Origin of the sequence: Sulfitobacter guttiformis (assembly GCF_003610455.1) — a bacterium.
GTDB classification, from domain to species: domain Bacteria; phylum Pseudomonadota; class Alphaproteobacteria; order Rhodobacterales; family Rhodobacteraceae; genus Sulfitobacter; species Sulfitobacter guttiformis.
Genome location: NZ_RAQK01000001.1, coordinates 1,221,746 through 1,236,386, shown reverse-complemented (window position 1 = coordinate 1,236,386; position 14,641 = coordinate 1,221,746). Strand labels below are relative to the sequence as shown.

General features: G+C 59.1%; 14 protein-coding genes and 1 tRNA gene. 8 read left to right on the top strand and 7 right to left on the bottom strand.

The features are described from left to right. Positions 1–180: 180 nt before the first annotated feature. The 5 genes from C8N30_RS06165 (at position 181) to C8N30_RS06145 (ending at position 8,550) form a co-directional block, all read left to right on the top strand. Positions 181–873, top strand: a complete 693-nt coding sequence (locus C8N30_RS06165; RefSeq protein ID WP_025063630.1) for an ImuA family protein — start codon at positions 181–183, stop codon at positions 871–873. Continuing rightward, a complete protein-coding gene (locus C8N30_RS06160; protein WP_322787439.1) occupies positions 794–2,308 on the top strand; it encodes a Y-family DNA polymerase in 1,515 nt (504 codons plus the stop codon). Before C8N30_RS06165 ends, C8N30_RS06160 begins: the two co-directional genes overlap by 80 nt. Positions 2,309–2,375: 67 nt before the next feature. After that, positions 2,376–5,690: an error-prone DNA polymerase gene (locus tag C8N30_RS06155; protein ID WP_025063628.1), complete on the top strand. Its 3,315-nt coding sequence runs from the start codon at positions 2,376–2,378 to the stop codon at positions 5,688–5,690. Positions 5,691–5,764: 74 nt separating this feature from the next. Further along, complete coding sequence (locus C8N30_RS06150) at positions 5,765–7,261, top strand: malonate--CoA ligase (RefSeq protein WP_025063627.1); 1,497 nt, start codon at positions 5,765–5,767, stop codon at positions 7,259–7,261. Further along, positions 7,258–8,550: a glycerate kinase type-2 family protein gene (locus tag C8N30_RS06145; protein WP_037968007.1), complete on the top strand. Its 1,293-nt coding sequence runs from the start codon at positions 7,258–7,260 to the stop codon at positions 8,548–8,550. Before C8N30_RS06150 ends, C8N30_RS06145 begins: the two co-directional genes overlap by 4 nt. 62 nt (positions 8,551–8,612) lie before the next feature. Here the strand turns inward: C8N30_RS06145 and C8N30_RS06140 are convergent. Continuing rightward, positions 8,613–8,688 (bottom strand) — tRNA-Ala (locus C8N30_RS06140). A 132-nt stretch (positions 8,689–8,820) separates the two neighbouring features. Next, complete coding sequence (locus tag C8N30_RS06135) at positions 8,821–9,150, bottom strand: TIGR02300 family protein (RefSeq protein WP_025063625.1); 330 nt, start codon at positions 9,148–9,150, stop codon at positions 8,821–8,823. Positions 9,151–9,281: 131 nt separating this feature from the next. On the opposite strand from C8N30_RS06135, the gene C8N30_RS06130 reads away from it, so the two are divergent. Beyond that, entirely contained in the window at positions 9,282–9,968 is a 687-nt protein-coding gene (locus C8N30_RS06130; protein ID WP_025063624.1) for a M48 family metallopeptidase, read from the top strand. On the opposite strand, the gene C8N30_RS06125 is transcribed toward C8N30_RS06130, so the two are convergent. Continuing rightward, positions 9,965–10,279 (bottom strand): DMT family transporter, encoded by a 315-nt coding sequence (locus C8N30_RS06125; protein WP_025063623.1) that lies wholly within the window; start codon positions 10,277–10,279, stop codon positions 9,965–9,967. The genes C8N30_RS06130 and C8N30_RS06125 overlap by 4 nt on opposite strands. Positions 10,280–10,408: 129 nt before the next feature. Between C8N30_RS06125 and C8N30_RS06120 the strand changes: the two genes are divergently transcribed. Then, the gene (locus C8N30_RS06120; RefSeq protein ID WP_025063622.1) at positions 10,409–11,059 is read left to right on the top strand and encodes a GntR family transcriptional regulator; all 651 of its coding nucleotides are present in this window, start codon (positions 10,409–10,411) and stop codon (positions 11,057–11,059) included. A gap of 64 nt (positions 11,060–11,123) precedes the next feature. Here the strand turns inward: C8N30_RS06120 and C8N30_RS06115 are convergent, their stop codons facing one another. From C8N30_RS06115 to C8N30_RS06105, 3 genes are all read right to left on the bottom strand, one after another. Beyond that, positions 11,124–11,588 carry a protein-tyrosine phosphatase family protein gene (locus tag C8N30_RS06115; protein WP_409373589.1) on the bottom strand — a complete coding sequence of 155 codons (465 nt, stop codon included), beginning with the start codon at positions 11,586–11,588 and terminating at the stop codon, positions 11,124–11,126. A 14-nt stretch (positions 11,589–11,602) separates the two neighbouring features. Continuing rightward, positions 11,603–12,565, bottom strand: a complete 963-nt coding sequence (locus tag C8N30_RS06110) for an acetyl-CoA carboxylase carboxyltransferase subunit alpha (RefSeq protein WP_025063620.1) — start codon at positions 12,563–12,565, stop codon at positions 11,603–11,605. 64 nt (positions 12,566–12,629) lie between these two features. Further along, complete coding sequence (locus C8N30_RS06105) at positions 12,630–13,223, bottom strand: LysE family translocator (protein WP_025063619.1); 594 nt, start codon at positions 13,221–13,223, stop codon at positions 12,630–12,632. A 202-nt stretch (positions 13,224–13,425) separates the two neighbouring features. Between C8N30_RS06105 and C8N30_RS19780 the strand changes: the two genes are divergently transcribed. Continuing rightward, entirely contained in the window at positions 13,426–13,557 is a 132-nt protein-coding gene (locus C8N30_RS19780) for a hypothetical protein (protein WP_269667568.1), read from the top strand. A 100-nt stretch (positions 13,558–13,657) separates the two neighbouring features. Here C8N30_RS19780 and C8N30_RS06100 read toward each other — a convergent pair whose 3' ends face one another. Continuing rightward, positions 13,658–14,614: an L-malyl-CoA/beta-methylmalyl-CoA lyase gene (locus C8N30_RS06100; protein ID WP_025063618.1), complete on the bottom strand. Its 957-nt coding sequence runs from the start codon at positions 14,612–14,614 to the stop codon at positions 13,658–13,660. Between the last annotated feature and the right edge of the window lie 27 nt (positions 14,615–14,641).

The window sequence follows — 14,641 nt, the reverse complement described above, 5'->3', positions numbered from 1 at the left end:
TGAGCGGATAAAGAATAAGTTTTCCTGCCCCTAATGGGTTGAGGGGCGTTTGTACATGGGGCGTTTGCGCATGCAGCATTGCGCGAGGCGCAGGGCGGGATGTGCAGACGAATAAATTGGGGGTGTCAAAATGGCAGCTTCCATATAGAACAAAAGAAGAACAAAATGGAGGGATGACGGATGAGCGATTCTTCTTTTGGGCCGGTTGTGCGGCTGGATATGCTGCGCGAAAGGGCGCAGGGGTCTGCGATGGATGTGTCGCAGGCGGTGCTCAAAGATGCACTGTCGGCGCGACCTTTCGATGCGGCGGTGACGGCGTTTGTGTTGGCATGTTTGCCACGTTCGCGCCTGCCGGTACTCTGGGTACAGGACCGTGCGTCACGATTGGAGAACGGGCGGGTGTACGGGCCCGCGCTCAAAGGTGTGCGGCTGCTGCGGGTCGAAGTGGGGCATGCGCGCGATGTGCTCTGGGCGATGGAGGAAGGGGCGAGTTGCGCGGGGCTAGCCGCCGTGGTGGGCGAGGTACATGGCGCACCGCCGGTGCTGGATTTTACCGCGACCAAGCGGTTGGCAATGCGGGCGGAGGCGACAGGTTTGCCGGTGTGGCTGATCCGGTCGGGCGCTGTCGAGGGATTGTCGGCGGCACGCGAACGATGGCGGATAAGTTCGCTGCCCTCGGAAGTGCACCCCTACAACACAGCAGCCCCCGGTGCGCCGGTATGGGAGGCGGAGCTGTTCCGGGCACGCGGGCGTGCACCGGGGATCTGGTCGGTCAGCGATGACGGGCGGGAGAGTGGTCTCCGTTTTCTTTCCCGATCTGGCGATGGACCGCTGGAGGAGGATCACAGCCGCGCAGCGCACGCTGCCGGATGAGGCGGTCCCGGTGGTTCTGGTTACAACCGGCGCACATGGTCCGGTGGTGCATGCCGTAAGTGGGGCTGGCGTGGCGCGTGGGATCATCTGTGGTGCGCGTGTGGTCGATGTGCAGGCGATCCATCCTGATCTGCATGTGGAGCAAGCAGATGTTCAAGGTGATCAGGCAATGCTCAAGCGTCTGGCAATTTGGGCGCGACGGTGGTGCCCGTGGACCGTGGCAGAGCATGACGGGATATTGATGGACGTTCGCGGGGCGGCGCATTTGTTTGGCGGTGAGGCACAGATGTTACACGATATGAACATGCGGTTTGCCATCCAAGGGCTGCGCGCACGGCTGGCGATGGCACCGACGCGCGGGGCTGCCCAAATGCTGGCGCGCTTCGGGACGCAGGGGGTGATTTGCGGTACGCAGGATGTGGGCAATGTGTTGGCCCCGCTGCCCGTAGCCGCGCTGCGGCTGCCGCCTGATACTGTGCGCCTGTTGGAACGGTTGGGACTGCGCAGCATCGGGTCACTGGCGGAGGTGCCGCGTGTTGGACTTATGCGGCGGTTTGCTGGGGTCGCAGAGGCGATCAATCCGTTGCTGCTGCTGGACCGCGCGATGGGGCGCAGTGCCGATCCGCTGGATGCGCCTGCGGAGGGCGCGCGCTGGCTGGCGCGGGTGAGGATGGCGGAGCCGGTGATTGACCCTGTGCCGTGGCTGGAGGGGCTGGCGGAGGATCTGGCGGCGCAGTTGGCGACGGGCGAACAGGGGGCCCGGCGGCTGCGGGTGACGATTTACCGTGTGGACGGGGAATGGCGGAGCCGCGATGTGGCCACGGCCCAGGCGAGCCGGGATGCGGCGCATTTTGTGAGACTTGTGGCTGGAAAGCTGGACGGGATCGACCCCGGCTTTGGTTTTGATCTGATGACGCTGGAGGCGCTGCGGGTCGAACCGCTGTCGTTGCGGCAGGATCGTTTGGATGGCGGGCGCGATGCTGGGGCGGATGTGGCCGCATTGCTGGACCGGCTCACGGCCAAGCTGGGGCCTTCGAGGGTGACATGGGATGCCTGGGTGCAAAGCCATAAACCGGAGCGGGTGGAGGCGCGGGTGCCGGTGCTGGCGGGTGTGCCTGCGGAAGGGATTGAGGTGGCGCGCGAGCGACCCCTGCGCCTATTTGATCCACCCGAGGAGGTGATGGTCCTTTATGCGGTGCCGGAGGGGCCACCAGCGCGGTTTTCATGGCGCAGGGTCACGTTCCTGATGGTGCGGTTCGAGGGGCCGGAGCGGATTGCGCCCGAGTGGTGGCGCGATCGCAGCGGCACCCGACTGAGAGATTATTACAAAGTCGAGGTTATGGACGGGCGGCGGTTCTGGCTGTTTCGAGAGGGCGTTGTGGGGGACGCGCGGGGAGGGGATCCGCGCTGGTTTGTGCAGGGGGTGTTCGGGTGACTGAATGCGCGTGCCGCGACATCCCGCCCACCCACCCGTGAAGATGAAAAGGTAAAGGCTGCCACCTATGCCACAGAAAGAAGGACATAAACGACGGTCGATCGAGGACGACGACCCGTTTCATCCCAATGATCCTGGCCCCTTTGTTGAGCTGGGCCTTTCGACATGTTTTTCATTTTTGCGCGCAGCATCTGATGCTGTCGATCTGGCAGTGACGTCAAATCTTTTGGGCTATCACAGTATTGGCGTGGCGGACCACAATACACTGGCGGGTGTTGTCCGGATGCATATGGAGGCGCGCACGGCCAAGGTGCGGCCGCTGATTGGGGCACGCTTGGTGCTTTTGTGCGGGACGGAGATGCTGGCCTATCCACGCGACCGCGAGGCCTATGCGCGGTTGTCGACTCTGCTGTCGCGGGGGAAGATGGCGGATATGGAAGGGGCGTGGCAGGCCAAAGGCGTGACGCATCTGACTCTGGAAATGGTGGCAACGCACAGCAAGGGCGTACAGTTGGTCGTGATGCCCCCTGCACAGCTGGAAGTGTTCGAGGCAGGGCTTGGGCGGTTGTGCAACGCGCTGCCGACGTTGCGTCATGTGGGCGCGGCATATCTCTACCGTGGCGATGATGTGGGGCGGATCAACAGGCTGGACAGGATTGCGCGGGCCCATGGCTTGGGCATTCTGGCGACGAACGACGTGCTTTATCACAGTCCGGCACGCCGGCCTTTGCAGGATGTGATGACCTGCATCAGACATGGTAAGACCATTGATACCGCGGGGTTCTTGCTGGAAGCGAATGCCGAGCGATATTTGAAGCCACCTGCCGAGATGTGCCGTCTGTTTGCCGCTTGGCCTCATGCAATCCGTGCCACGCGGGAAGTGGCAGACGGATGTGAATTTTCACTTGATGACCTCAAATATGAGTACCCGCACGAGATTGTGCCGCAGGGGCGCACAGCGATGGAGGAGCTGGAGCGGCTGACGTGGGAGGGCGCAGCGCGGCGCTATCCGAGCGGTGTGACCGAGAGGGTGCGGGGGATCATCGAAAAGGAGTTCGACCTCATCCGATCCAAAAAGATTGCGCGGTATTTCCTGACCATCAACGACATCGTACGGTTCGCGCGTGAGGAGGCCTGCCCTCCGATTCTGTGTCAGGGGCGCGGATCTGCCGCCAATTCGGTGGTGTGTTTCTGCTTGGAGATTACAGCGGTGGACCCTGAGGAGCATGATGTGCTGTTCGAGCGTTTCCTGAGCGAGGAGCGCGACGAGCCACCCGATATCGACGTGGATTTCGAGCACGAGCGACGTGAAGAAGTGATCCAGTATATGTATGCGAAATACGGGCGGGAACGGGCGGGGCTGTGTGCAACAGTAATCCACTATCGTCCGCGCTCTGCCATTCGCGAAGTCGGCAAGGCGATGGGGCTCAGTGAAGACGTGACCTCGAAGCTGGCAAGCACTGTCTGGGGGAGTTTCGAGGGGCAGATGGCAGACGAGCGTGTGCGTGACGCGGGGATGGATCTGAGCGATCCCTACCTGCGCCGCGTTATCGCGATTGCGCGGCAAATGACCGGAATGCCCCGACACCTAAGCCAGCATGTGGGCGGATTTATCCTGACCGAGCGACCTTTGACCGAGATGGTACCTATTGGAAATGGCGCAATGCCCGAGCGCAGTTTTATCGAATGGGACAAAGATGACATTGATGCACTGGGCATCTTCAAAGTGGATATTCTGGCGCTGGGAATGCTGACGTGCATCGCGCGTGTGTTTGATCTTATGCGCGCCCACTATGGGATCTCGCATGATCTGGCGTCTGTACCATCGGACGATGAGGATACCTATGACATGCTGTGCGCGGGGGATTCTCTGGGTGTGTTTCAGGTGGAAAGTCGCGCACAAATGGCGATGCTGCCCAAGCTGCGGCCGCGCAAGTTTTACGATCTGGTGATTGAGGTAGCGATTGTACGCCCGGGTCCGATTCAGGGCGATATGGTGCATCCCTATTTGCGCAGGCGGCAGGGGCTAGAGGGGGTCAGCTATCCCGCGCCTGGACCCGAGTATCCGCAGGACGAGTTGATGAAGATCGTCGGGCGCACTTTGGGCGTGCCGATTTTTCAGGAGCAGGCGATGAAGATTGCCATTGATGCGGCACGCTTTACGCCAAAGGAAGCCAATGAGCTGCGCAAGGCGATGGCCACTTTCCGGTCGCGTGGCACCATCGAACTGCTCCAGCAAAAGATGGTGAGCCGGATGACCGAGCGCGGCTACGACCAAGAGTTTGCGCAGCGGTGTTTCAACCAGATCAAAGGGTTCGGCGATTATGGATTTCCCGAAAGTCACGCTGCGAGCTTTGCCAAACTTGTCTATGTATCGAGCTGGATGAAATGCCATTATCCGGCAGCCTTCGCCTGCGGGCTGCTCAATTCGCAGCCAATGGGGTTCTACGCGCCTGCACAAATTGTGCGCGACGCCCGCGAGCACGGAGTAGAGGTGCGGGCGGTAGACGTGAATTATTCCGACTGGGATTGCACGCTGGAGCCAAGTGCTGCTGGCTTTGCGCTGCGACTGGGGTTGCGGCAGGTTGACGGCATGCGGATGGATGCGGCACTGCGCGTGATGGGCGCGCGCAACGAGCCGTTTGTTGACGTGGGAGATGTAAAAACGCGGGCAAAGCTGGACCGTGGGATCATCGGCAAACTGGCGGCGGCAGATGCGTTTCGCTCCTGCGGGATCGACCGTCGCGCTGCGCTTTGGCAGGCGCAGGGGCTGCGCGATGCACCGCGTCTGGCGCTTTTTGATCATGCGCAGGCGGCCGGAGAGGGGGCGGAGCCGGAGACGGTTTTACCCGCCATGGCGCAGGCGGAGCATGTGGTGGCAGATTACCAGACGCTGCGGTTATCGCTCAAGGCGCACCCCATGGGGTTTTTTCGGAGCTCGCTCCGTAAGCAAGGGTTTAGCAGCACGCATAACCTCATTCATATGGGGCATGGTGCACGGGTGTCATTGGCGGGGCTGGTGCTGGTGCGGCAAAAACCCGGCAGTGCCAAGGGCGTGTGTTTCATCACAATCGAGGATGAGGACGGGGTTGCAAACCTTGTGATATGGCCCAAGCTGTTCGAGCATTACCGCGCATTGATTATGACCGCGCGCCTGCTGGTGGTACATGGGCGCATGCAGACGGACGGACGCGTTATCCATGTAGTGGCGGAGCGGTTGGAGGACCGCACTGCGCGCCTTGATACACTGGCGAACGAACGGGTGCCTGCTATCACTGTGCGCGGGGATCATCCGACGAACCCGCTGCCCTCGCAGGTGTCGGGCGGCCGGCAGCATCCGCGTGACGTGCGTGTGATCCCCAAATCGCGTGACTTTCACTGATGTCTAGATTTTTCACCAATTTGCACGACCGAAGTGCTGGGCTAAGGTAGGGTGTTCAACATAAAGGCATCCCCATGAAGAACCCCCTTTTCGATACTCTGTTTGCGCCACATGCGGCCAAGGAAACGCCTTTTTTATATCTGCCTGACGGTGAGGTGATTACGCATGGCGCGTTTCTGGCACGTGCTGCGCAGCTTGCGCATGCATTGCGGGGATTGGGGGTGCATGCAGGCGACCGTGTCGCGGTGCAGGTCGCGAAATGCCCGGATATGCTGGCTCTTTATGCGGCTTGTGCGCAAATGGGAGCGGTGTTTTTGCCGCTCAATACGGCCTATACAGCGGCTGAGCTCAGCTATTTTGTGAAAGACAGTGGCGCGGCGCTGTTAGTGGGAGATCCGGCGCGGGATGTTGAATTGCGCGTTGTGGCGCAAGCATCCGGCGCGGCCTTTGCAACACTGGATAATCGTGGTGGCAGTCTGAGCAAAGCGGCGGACGCACAGCCGCGGTCGTTCGATACGGTAGAGCGCCACGAGGAAAATCTGGCAGCTTTTCTTTATACCTCCGGAACCACAGGACGCTCCAAAGGGGCGATGCTAACGCAGAAAAACCTGATCTCGAATGCGGTGACGCTTGCAGAGTTATGGGAGTTTACACGTGAAGATGTACTTCTGCATGCGCTGCCGATTTTCCACACGCACGGTCTGTTTGTCGCGACGAACGTCATGCTCGTGTCAGGTGGGGCAATGGTATTTTTGCCCAAGCTGGACGTAGAGCAGCTGATCGAGTGGATGCCGCGTGCGACTGCGATGATGGGGGTGCCAACATTCTATACCCGACTGCTTGACGATGCGCGGCTTGACGGTGATCTGACTGCAAACATGCGACTGTTCATCTCCGGCTCCGCGCCGCTTCTGGCCGATACGCATCTGACGTTCGAGGCGCGGACAGGGCATAAAATCCTCGAGCGTTACGGCATGACCGAGACGAATATGAATACCTCTAACCCTTATCAGGGAGAGCGGAGGGCAGGGACGGTGGGTCTGCCCCTGCCGGATGTGGCCCTGAGGATCGCGGATGCGCACGGAAACGAGTTGCCACGCGGCGAGACGGGTGTGGTGGAGGTGCGGGGACCGAACGTATTTCTGGGATACTGGAACATGCCACAGAAAACCGAAGAGGAGATGCGCCCAGATGGCTGGTTTATCACAGGGGATCTGGGTGTTCAGGACGCCGATGGCTATGTCACAATTGTGGGACGCGGTAAGGATCTGATTATTTCTGGTGGATACAATATTTATCCCAAGGAGCTGGAGGAGTTGCTGGATGCGCAGAACGGCGTGCTGGAGAGCGCGGTGATCGGTGTGCCGCACAGCGATCTGGGCGAAGTGCCGTTGGCCGTGCTGGTGGCGCGCGCTGGTGAACGGATTGATCTCGAGGTGGTGAAGACGGCGGTGGGCACTGCGCTGGCGCGGTTCAAGCAGCCGCGCGAATACCGGATCGTGGAGGCGCTTCCGCGCAATACGATGGGCAAGGTACAAAAGGCCGCTCTGCGTGCGGAGTTTGGCGTATGATTGATCTAGACAAGAAAGCGTTTTTGACAGGGCTGTTCGAGGCTGCGGTCAGTGCGGCGGATGCTTGTGAGGCGTTGCGCCCGCACATGCCAAAGCGCCCCAAGGGGCGGCTGGTAGTTGTCGGTGCAGGCAAGGGGGCGGCGCAGCTTGCGGCAGCTTTTGAGGATTTGTGGGACGGGCCGTTGGAAGGTGTTGTGGTCACGCGCTATGGCTATGCCTGCCCAACGAAACATATCCGTGTGATGGAGGCGGCGCATCCTGTGCCCGATGCAAAAGGTATGGTGGCAACTGCCGCGCTATTCGATGCAGTGGCGGGTCTGGGGCCTGATGATCTGGTGGTGGCGTTGGTGTGTGGCGGGGGATCGGCGCTATTGCCGTGTCCGCCTACGGGGCTGACGCTGGCGGACGAGCAGGCACTGAGTGAGGCATTGCTGGCCAGCGGCGTACCTATCGGTGTGATGAATGCGATCCGTAAACATGCCAGCGGAATCAAGGGGGGCAGGCTCGCGGCGGCTGCGTATCCTGCAAGAGTGATTAGTCTGGTCGTGTCAGACGTTCCTGGCGATGATCCCGCACAAGTTGCATCGGGCCCCACAGTGCCAGACAGCGTGTCGCTGGCGGAAGCGCAGGCGATGATTGCGGCACGGGAGATTGTCATACCTGAAGCTGTTTTGGCCGCATTGTCGGCTGCGCCACGGCCCGATGATCCGTTGTTTGCGCGAAACGAGGTCCGGGTTATCGCCTCGGCCCGCCTGTCGCTGGAGGCTGCGGCAGCACGGGCACAGGCTGCAGGTATTCCTGCAGTGATTCTGTCGGATGCAATCGAGGGGGAGGCAGAGGTGATCGGCCAAATGCACGCGGCGATCGCCCGCGAGGTTGCTGCACATGGCCGTCCGTTTACGGCACCCGTGGTTATTCTGTCAGGGGGCGAGACGACAGTGACCCTGCGCCATAAGGGAGGGCGGGGTGGCCGGAATACGGCGTTCCTCTTGGGTTTTGCCCAAGAGATTGACGGGATTGCAGGGATTACCGCGCTTGCCGCAGATACTGACGGGATCGACGGCTCAGAAGAAAACGCGGGGGCATTTGCAAGCGGGGGTACAGCGGCAGCTATGCGAGCGGCAGGTGTCGATCCGGCAGATGCCCTGAGGCGGCATGATGCATGGGGGGCGTTCGACGCGGTGGGCGGACTGTTTGTTACAGGACCAACGGGCACGAACGTGAATGACTTCAGGGCGATTCTTGTAGACGGGTTATATAAAGCCCGCAGAGCGAAGTATCCTCAATAGTAATAGGGAAACTTTGGTGGAGGATAACCTAACGAACCGGCGCTCTTACTTTGTAAGACGCTTGGTGGAGCATAGCGGGATCGAACCGCTGACCTCCTGCATGCCATGCAGGCGCTCTCCCAGCTGAGCTAATGCCCCAGTCACGCAAGCGTGGTCTGGTCCACCCTTATAGGGGTGTCTGGTGTGGCCCAGCGTGGGCCGATGCGCCGTGTACTAGGCACAAGCGGCGGCGGGATCAAGCGAAAAACGCAAATCCCGCCGCCACAATGTTTAGTCGTCGTCGTTCGACGCTACGTCCGCGATTTCATCAAGCGGTACAGTATCATCGTCATCCTCATCGTCGTCCAGCAGATCATCGTCCAGATCCACATCAACGTCTTCGTCATCTACCAGATCATCATCGTCTGTGGTGACCTCGGATGCTTTTGCTTTTGCTGTCGCCGCGTCTTCCGCGTCGGCGGCAATCATGCGCGATTTGGACTGGTCGACTTCGACGACTTCGCCCGTATAGGGGCTAATAATCGGATTCTTGTTCAGGTCGTAGAAACGCTTGCCCGTGGTGGGGCACAGGCGCTTGGTTCCCCATTCTTCGTTGGGCATGGATTTCCCCTTTGATACTGGTCCAGTGACGGATGATGTGACTTTAGTTTCATGGGCAATTGCCATAAGCAGGGGAGGCTGTCCAGCCCAAAGCCGTCTGACCCCCTTCTGCCCCCTCTTGAGTAACTTGCATGTCTGACCCGCATCTGCCCGGTGATCCGCCCATTCCCCTGATCTTGCGGCGCTCTGCGCAGGCAAAGCGCATATCGCTGCGCATCAGCCAGCTGGACGGGCGGGTAACGCTGACCATGCCTAAAAGGCTGGCGGAACGCGAAGCGCTGGATTTTGCCCGCAGCAAGGAGGAATGGATTCGCAAGCATCTTGAGGCACGAGGGGATGATGTGCTTGTAGGTCTTGGATCGGAGTTGCCCTTGAGCGGCAAGATGTACCGTATAAGCGCGGGCAAAGGGCGGAGGGTCCAGATAACGCCGGAGGGCATTTTTGTGCCCGGCCCGGCGGAGCGTGTAGGTGCGCGGTTGGGTGCGCATCTGCGTGAGATTGCCCGCGACCGGCTGGCCGGTGCGAGCGATGACTACGCAGCAATTCTGGGTCGGTCCTATGCTCGGCTCTCATTGCGCGATACCCGCTCACGCTGGGGGTCATGTACCTCGGACGGTGGGTTGATGTATTCATGGCGGCTGGTGATGGCGCCGCCAGAAGTGCTGGATTACGTGGCGGCGCACGAGGTCGCGCATCTGGCGCAAATGAATCACTCGCAGGCATTTTGGGATGAAGTCACGCGAATCTACGGCGATTACGCCGCTGCGCGTGGATGGCTGCGACTTCATGGCAGCACCCTGCACCGCTATAAATTTTAGGCCAGTTTTAGCGCGATTATGCCTGCGGTGACGAGGGCGATTCCTGCAAAGCGCAAGGGTGTTGCTGCGTCTCCAAACATGACAATCCCCGCGATTGCCGCTCCGATTGCGCCAATGCCGACCCAGACACCGTAAGCAGTGCCGAGGGGCAATTCCTTCATCGCGAGGCCTAGCAGCCCGAAGCTGACGAATGCAGCAATGCCTGTCAGCAAACTGGGGCCGAGAATCGTAAAGCCGTTTGATGCTTTCAGCGCACTTGCCCAAACGACCTCCAGCAGACCAGCGATGATTAGAAGGATCCACGGGTTCATTTCATTTCCTTTTTAGCGCATTGTTTTGAAACTGAATATCTTCTGTTACGGGGGCCGCGCCAAGGGCAATTCTCTTTGTGTCTTAAGAGATCTCTTGACGCTGTCCAGCGTTGTGATCACAAATCGGATATGAGTTTGATCCCCCGTCCAGTAGACCCTGCCCCGCTAGCCCATGACCGTGTGTACCGCCACTTGCGGTCGCGGATCATGCACGGAGATATTCCGCCTGGGCACGCCCTGACGCTGCGGGGGCTCGGCAAGGAATACGGCGTGTCCATGACACCTGCACGGGAATCCGTCCGGAGGCTGGTGGCTGAAGGAGCTTTGAGCATGTCGAACTCGGGGCGGATTTCTACACCCCTGCTGAGCAACGAGCGAATCGAGGAGTTGGCGGCACTGCGTGCGCTGATTGAGGTGGAGCTGGCCAGCCGGGCCCTGCCACGTGCGCATCTTGCGCTTATTGAACGGTTGCAGAACATAAATGCGAAAGTGGCCGAGGCGGTCGTGCAGCGTGATGCCGTCGGCTATATCCGTACCAATCTGGAATTTCATCGCACACTTTACCTCCGCGCCCAAGCGCCAGCGATGCTGGCAATGGCAGAGACTGTCTGGCTTCAGATGGGACCGACAATGCGCGCGCTTTATGGCCGCCTACGGCGCACTGATCCGCCGCACTTCCACAAGCTGATTATTGCGGCCTTGCGGGCGGGGGACGAGCCCGGACTTCGCCTTGCGGTGCGTTCGGATGTGACGCAGGGGTTGCGGATGCTGGCGAGTTGAACGCACCGCATTCTACACCTGCGAAACTTGAGCTTACCGGAAAACTGCAGAAAGTTGAGTCACATCAGAGGCAAGGTTTTTCCATGATTTGTGTGATGAACTCAACTTGTTGGGGTGTGTCAGGTATCTGCTGGCCGCGCATCTTGCTGGTATGCGCGATTGCTGTAGCGCCGATATATCCAAAGTGGCCGAGAATTGCACAGGTAAGCATGCCGGAGCGGCCGATGCTGGCGTAGCAATGCAAGGCAACATTTTCGCCGGCACGGATGCGGATGGCGATCTGTTCAGCGAATGCGGCGAAGGCTGCTGGCTCGGGAAGATGCATGTCGCGAATTGGATAGTTCTGGAAAGTAATGTCAAAGCTGTTGCAGATCTCGGCTTCTTTTTCGAGACCGCATCTTTTGGCCTCGTCGGGTTCTAGAAGGGAGATAAGAGTGGTTACGCCTGCGGATCTGGTAGTTTTGATATCGTCATGTAGCATCTGCGGACGCGTCACAATCGTGAGCGCGCCCGGGAGGTTTGTCGCGATGGGAAAAAGGGTAATCAGGCGGCCAACCCGCGATCACCCATGTCTAGATATTTCTCGCGGCGGTCTTTGATCAGAGCCTTTGGGCTTTTGCCCTCAAGCGATTTCAGCATTTCGGAAATAGCTTCGGAGACAGCCGCGATGGCCTTTTGAGGGTCGCGGTGCGCGCCGCCTTTCGGCTCGGGGATGATGCGGTCATTCACGCCGAGCTGCTTGAGGTCTTGGGCTGTGAGGCGCAGGGCCTCGGCTGCCTCGCGCATTTTCTCGGCATCTTTCCACAGGATCGAAGCACAGCCTTCGGGGGAGATGACGGAGTACACAGAGTGTTCGAGCATTGCGACGCGGTTGGCTGTGGCGAACGCGACAGCGCCGCCCGATCCACCTTCACCGATGATCACGCTCACTAGCGGGACACCGATTTCAAGGCATTTCTGTGTGGCGCGGGCGATCGCCTCGGATTGGCCGCGTTCTTCGGCGCCTTTGCCTGGATAGGCGCCGGGCGTATCGACGAGTGTGATGACGGGAAGGCCAAAGCGGTGGGCCATTTCCATCAGGCGCACGGCCTTGCGATAGCCCTCGGGGCGGGCCATGCCAAAGTTCCGTTCGATACGCGATTTCGTATCGTTGCCTTTTTCATGGCCAATTACCATCACCGGCTTATCGTGGAAGCGCGCAAGACCGCCCATCACGGCGTGGTCGTCGGCAAAGTTGCGGTCACCGGCCAGAGGGGTGTATTCCGTAAAAAGCGCCTCGATGTAGTCTTTGCAATGGGGGCGGTCGGGGTGGCGTGCCACCTGACACTTCCGCCACGGCGTGAGGTTTTTATAAAGATCGTCCAGCATCTTGGCCGCTTTTGCATCAAGCGCCTTTGCCTCAGCGGTCATGTCTGTTCCCGGATCGCGCCGCGCCATTGCGCGCAGCTCTTCCGCTTTTCCCTCGATCTCGGCGAGGGGTTTTTCGAAATCCATATACTGGGTCATTTGATGCGCTCCGCACTGGTGGTGAGCCTTATATGGCTGTGATCGCGAAATGATGCAACGGCACTCAAATCCCTAGCACCGGGTAGAGGGAGAGAACCAGCAGGGCGGCCATGCTCCAGTTATAGATGCGCAGGCGGTGCGGATTGGTCAGCACGCGCTGTAGCTGCTGGCCCGCAACAGTCCAAAGAGAAACCGATGGCAGGTTGGTCACGGCGAATACCAGCGCGCCAACCGCAAGCCATAGCGTGTTGGCTTCGCCTAAGTAGACGGTGATCGCGGTGAGTGCCATTGCCCATGCTTTTGGATTAACCCATTGGAACGCCGCTGCCTGAAAAAACGTCATAGGAGCGCCTGCGTTAGCCTTTTTGGTGACAGGTGCCGCATGTGCAATTTTCCACGCGAGCCATAGCATATATACCACGCTGGCTATTTTCAGCAGGGTATAGATGACCGGAAAGCGATCGAAAATCTGGATCAGGCCTGCGCCTACGGCGAAAAGCATTACCATAAAGCCGATAGAAATTCCCAGCATGTGCGGGATTGTGCGGGCAAAGCCAAAGTTAGCACCCGAGGCCATCAACATGAGGTTGTTCGGCCCCGGAGTGGAGGAGCTTACCAGTGCAAACAGAACGAGAGCGAGGAGGGCATCGGGTGTCATGACGCCTCTTTGCGCCAAAATGCCGCCGGATGATATTGGTAAATTTTGACCAAATACGTTGGAACATTCGGATAATGACGGGATGGGACTCTTGATTGACTGCTTCTCGGGGGGGAAACAGTTTGTTTACACTGAATTTCTTGCACAGTTGAAAAGTGGCTGCTCTGAATGTGACAGGAATGTGTTGTAAAGGTGTCTGAATATGGCTTTTGTTAATTTCGTACTCGTTGGCCTGTTGGGGACGATGTTGGCGATTTCGCTTTATATGGCCAAGGTCCAGATTTCATACGAGAATGAGATGCGCAGTGTGCCACATGCGTATGGTTTGAGCTGACGCCACTTTTTTGTGGCAGTCTGACTTGTGGCAATATCACGTGGGTAAAATGAAAACGGCCCGTCGATGACAGGCCGTTTCGTTTATGAATAAGTTTCTCTTAGCCTGCGATCATCTCGGACTGGCGCACGATGACTTCGGCTTGTTTGATTGAAGCGATGTCAACGAGACGCCCTTTGTAAACTGTGGCTCCTTCACCGTTTGCCTTGGCCTCCTCCATCGCGGCAAGGATCTCGCGGGCCTCAGTGACGGCTTCTTCGGAGGGAGTGAATACTTCGTTCGAGATGGCGATCTGTTTTGGATGGATCGCCCATTTTCCGACCATGCCGAGCGTGGCGGAGCGCCGGGCCTGCGCGCGACAGCCTTCATCATCGGAGAAGTCACCGAAGGGACCATCCACAGGCAGGACGCCGTGGGTACGGCAAGCGGCGACAATTGCTGTCTGCGCCCAGTGCCACGGGTCAGACCAGTGCTTTGCTCCATCGTGCAGCATGTAGTAATTTTCCTGAGTGCCGCCAATCCCGGTTGTTTGCATGCCCATAGAGGCCGCAAAATCCGCCGCGCCAAGGCTCATCGCCTCAAGGCGGGGGGAGGACGCAGCTATTTCCTCGACGTGGGCAATGCCTGCGGCGCTTTCAATGATTACCTCAAGAGCGATACGTTTTTTGCGACCCTTTGCAGCCTCAATCGCACTCACGAGCGCATCTACGGCATAGACGTCTGCAGCGCATCCCACTTTGGGAATCATGATCATGTCCAGACGCTCGGAAGCCTGCTCAAGCAGATCAACGACATCGCGGTACCAGTATGGGGTATCGAGGCTGTTAATGCGTACGGATATAGTTTTGGTGCCCCAGTCGACGGTATTGATCGCCTCGATGACATTGGCGCGGGCCATATCTTTGTCCGAAGGCGCCACGCTATCTTCGAGGTCGAGGTTGATCACATCGGCAGCGGAGGCCGCCATTTTGGCGAAGAGTTTTGTGTTCGAGCCGGGGCCGAAAAGCTGGCAGCGGTTCGGGCGGGCGACAGGAGTAGGTTGAACGCGAAAGCTCATGGGGTGTAATCCTTTTGAGACATAAAA

Coding starts and splice junctions, on each gene's coding strand:
- C8N30_RS06165 (WP_025063630.1), top strand. CDS start 181: ATGAGCGATTCTTCTTTTGGGCCGGTTGTGCGGCTGGATATGCTGCGC.
- C8N30_RS06155 (WP_025063628.1), top strand. CDS start 2,376: ATGCCACAGAAAGAAGGACATAAACGACGGTCGATCGAGGACGACGAC.
- C8N30_RS06150 (WP_025063627.1), top strand. CDS start 5,765: ATGAAGAACCCCCTTTTCGATACTCTGTTTGCGCCACATGCGGCCAAG.
- C8N30_RS06145 (WP_037968007.1), top strand. CDS start 7,258: ATGATTGATCTAGACAAGAAAGCGTTTTTGACAGGGCTGTTCGAGGCT.
- C8N30_RS06135 (WP_025063625.1), bottom strand. CDS start 9,150: ATGCCCAACGAAGAATGGGGAACCAAGCGCCTGTGCCCCACCACGGGC.
- C8N30_RS06130 (WP_025063624.1), top strand. CDS start 9,282: ATGTCTGACCCGCATCTGCCCGGTGATCCGCCCATTCCCCTGATCTTG.
- C8N30_RS06125 (WP_025063623.1), bottom strand. CDS start 10,279: ATGAACCCGTGGATCCTTCTAATCATCGCTGGTCTGCTGGAGGTCGTT.
- C8N30_RS06120 (WP_025063622.1), top strand. CDS start 10,409: ATGAGTTTGATCCCCCGTCCAGTAGACCCTGCCCCGCTAGCCCATGAC.
- C8N30_RS06110 (WP_025063620.1), bottom strand. CDS start 12,565: ATGACCCAGTATATGGATTTCGAAAAACCCCTCGCCGAGATCGAGGGA.
- C8N30_RS06105 (WP_025063619.1), bottom strand. CDS start 13,223: ATGACACCCGATGCCCTCCTCGCTCTCGTTCTGTTTGCACTGGTAAGC.
- C8N30_RS19780 (WP_269667568.1), top strand. CDS start 13,426: ATGGCTTTTGTTAATTTCGTACTCGTTGGCCTGTTGGGGACGATGTTG.
- C8N30_RS06100 (WP_025063618.1), bottom strand. CDS start 14,614: ATGAGCTTTCGCGTTCAACCTACTCCTGTCGCCCGCCCGAACCGCTGC.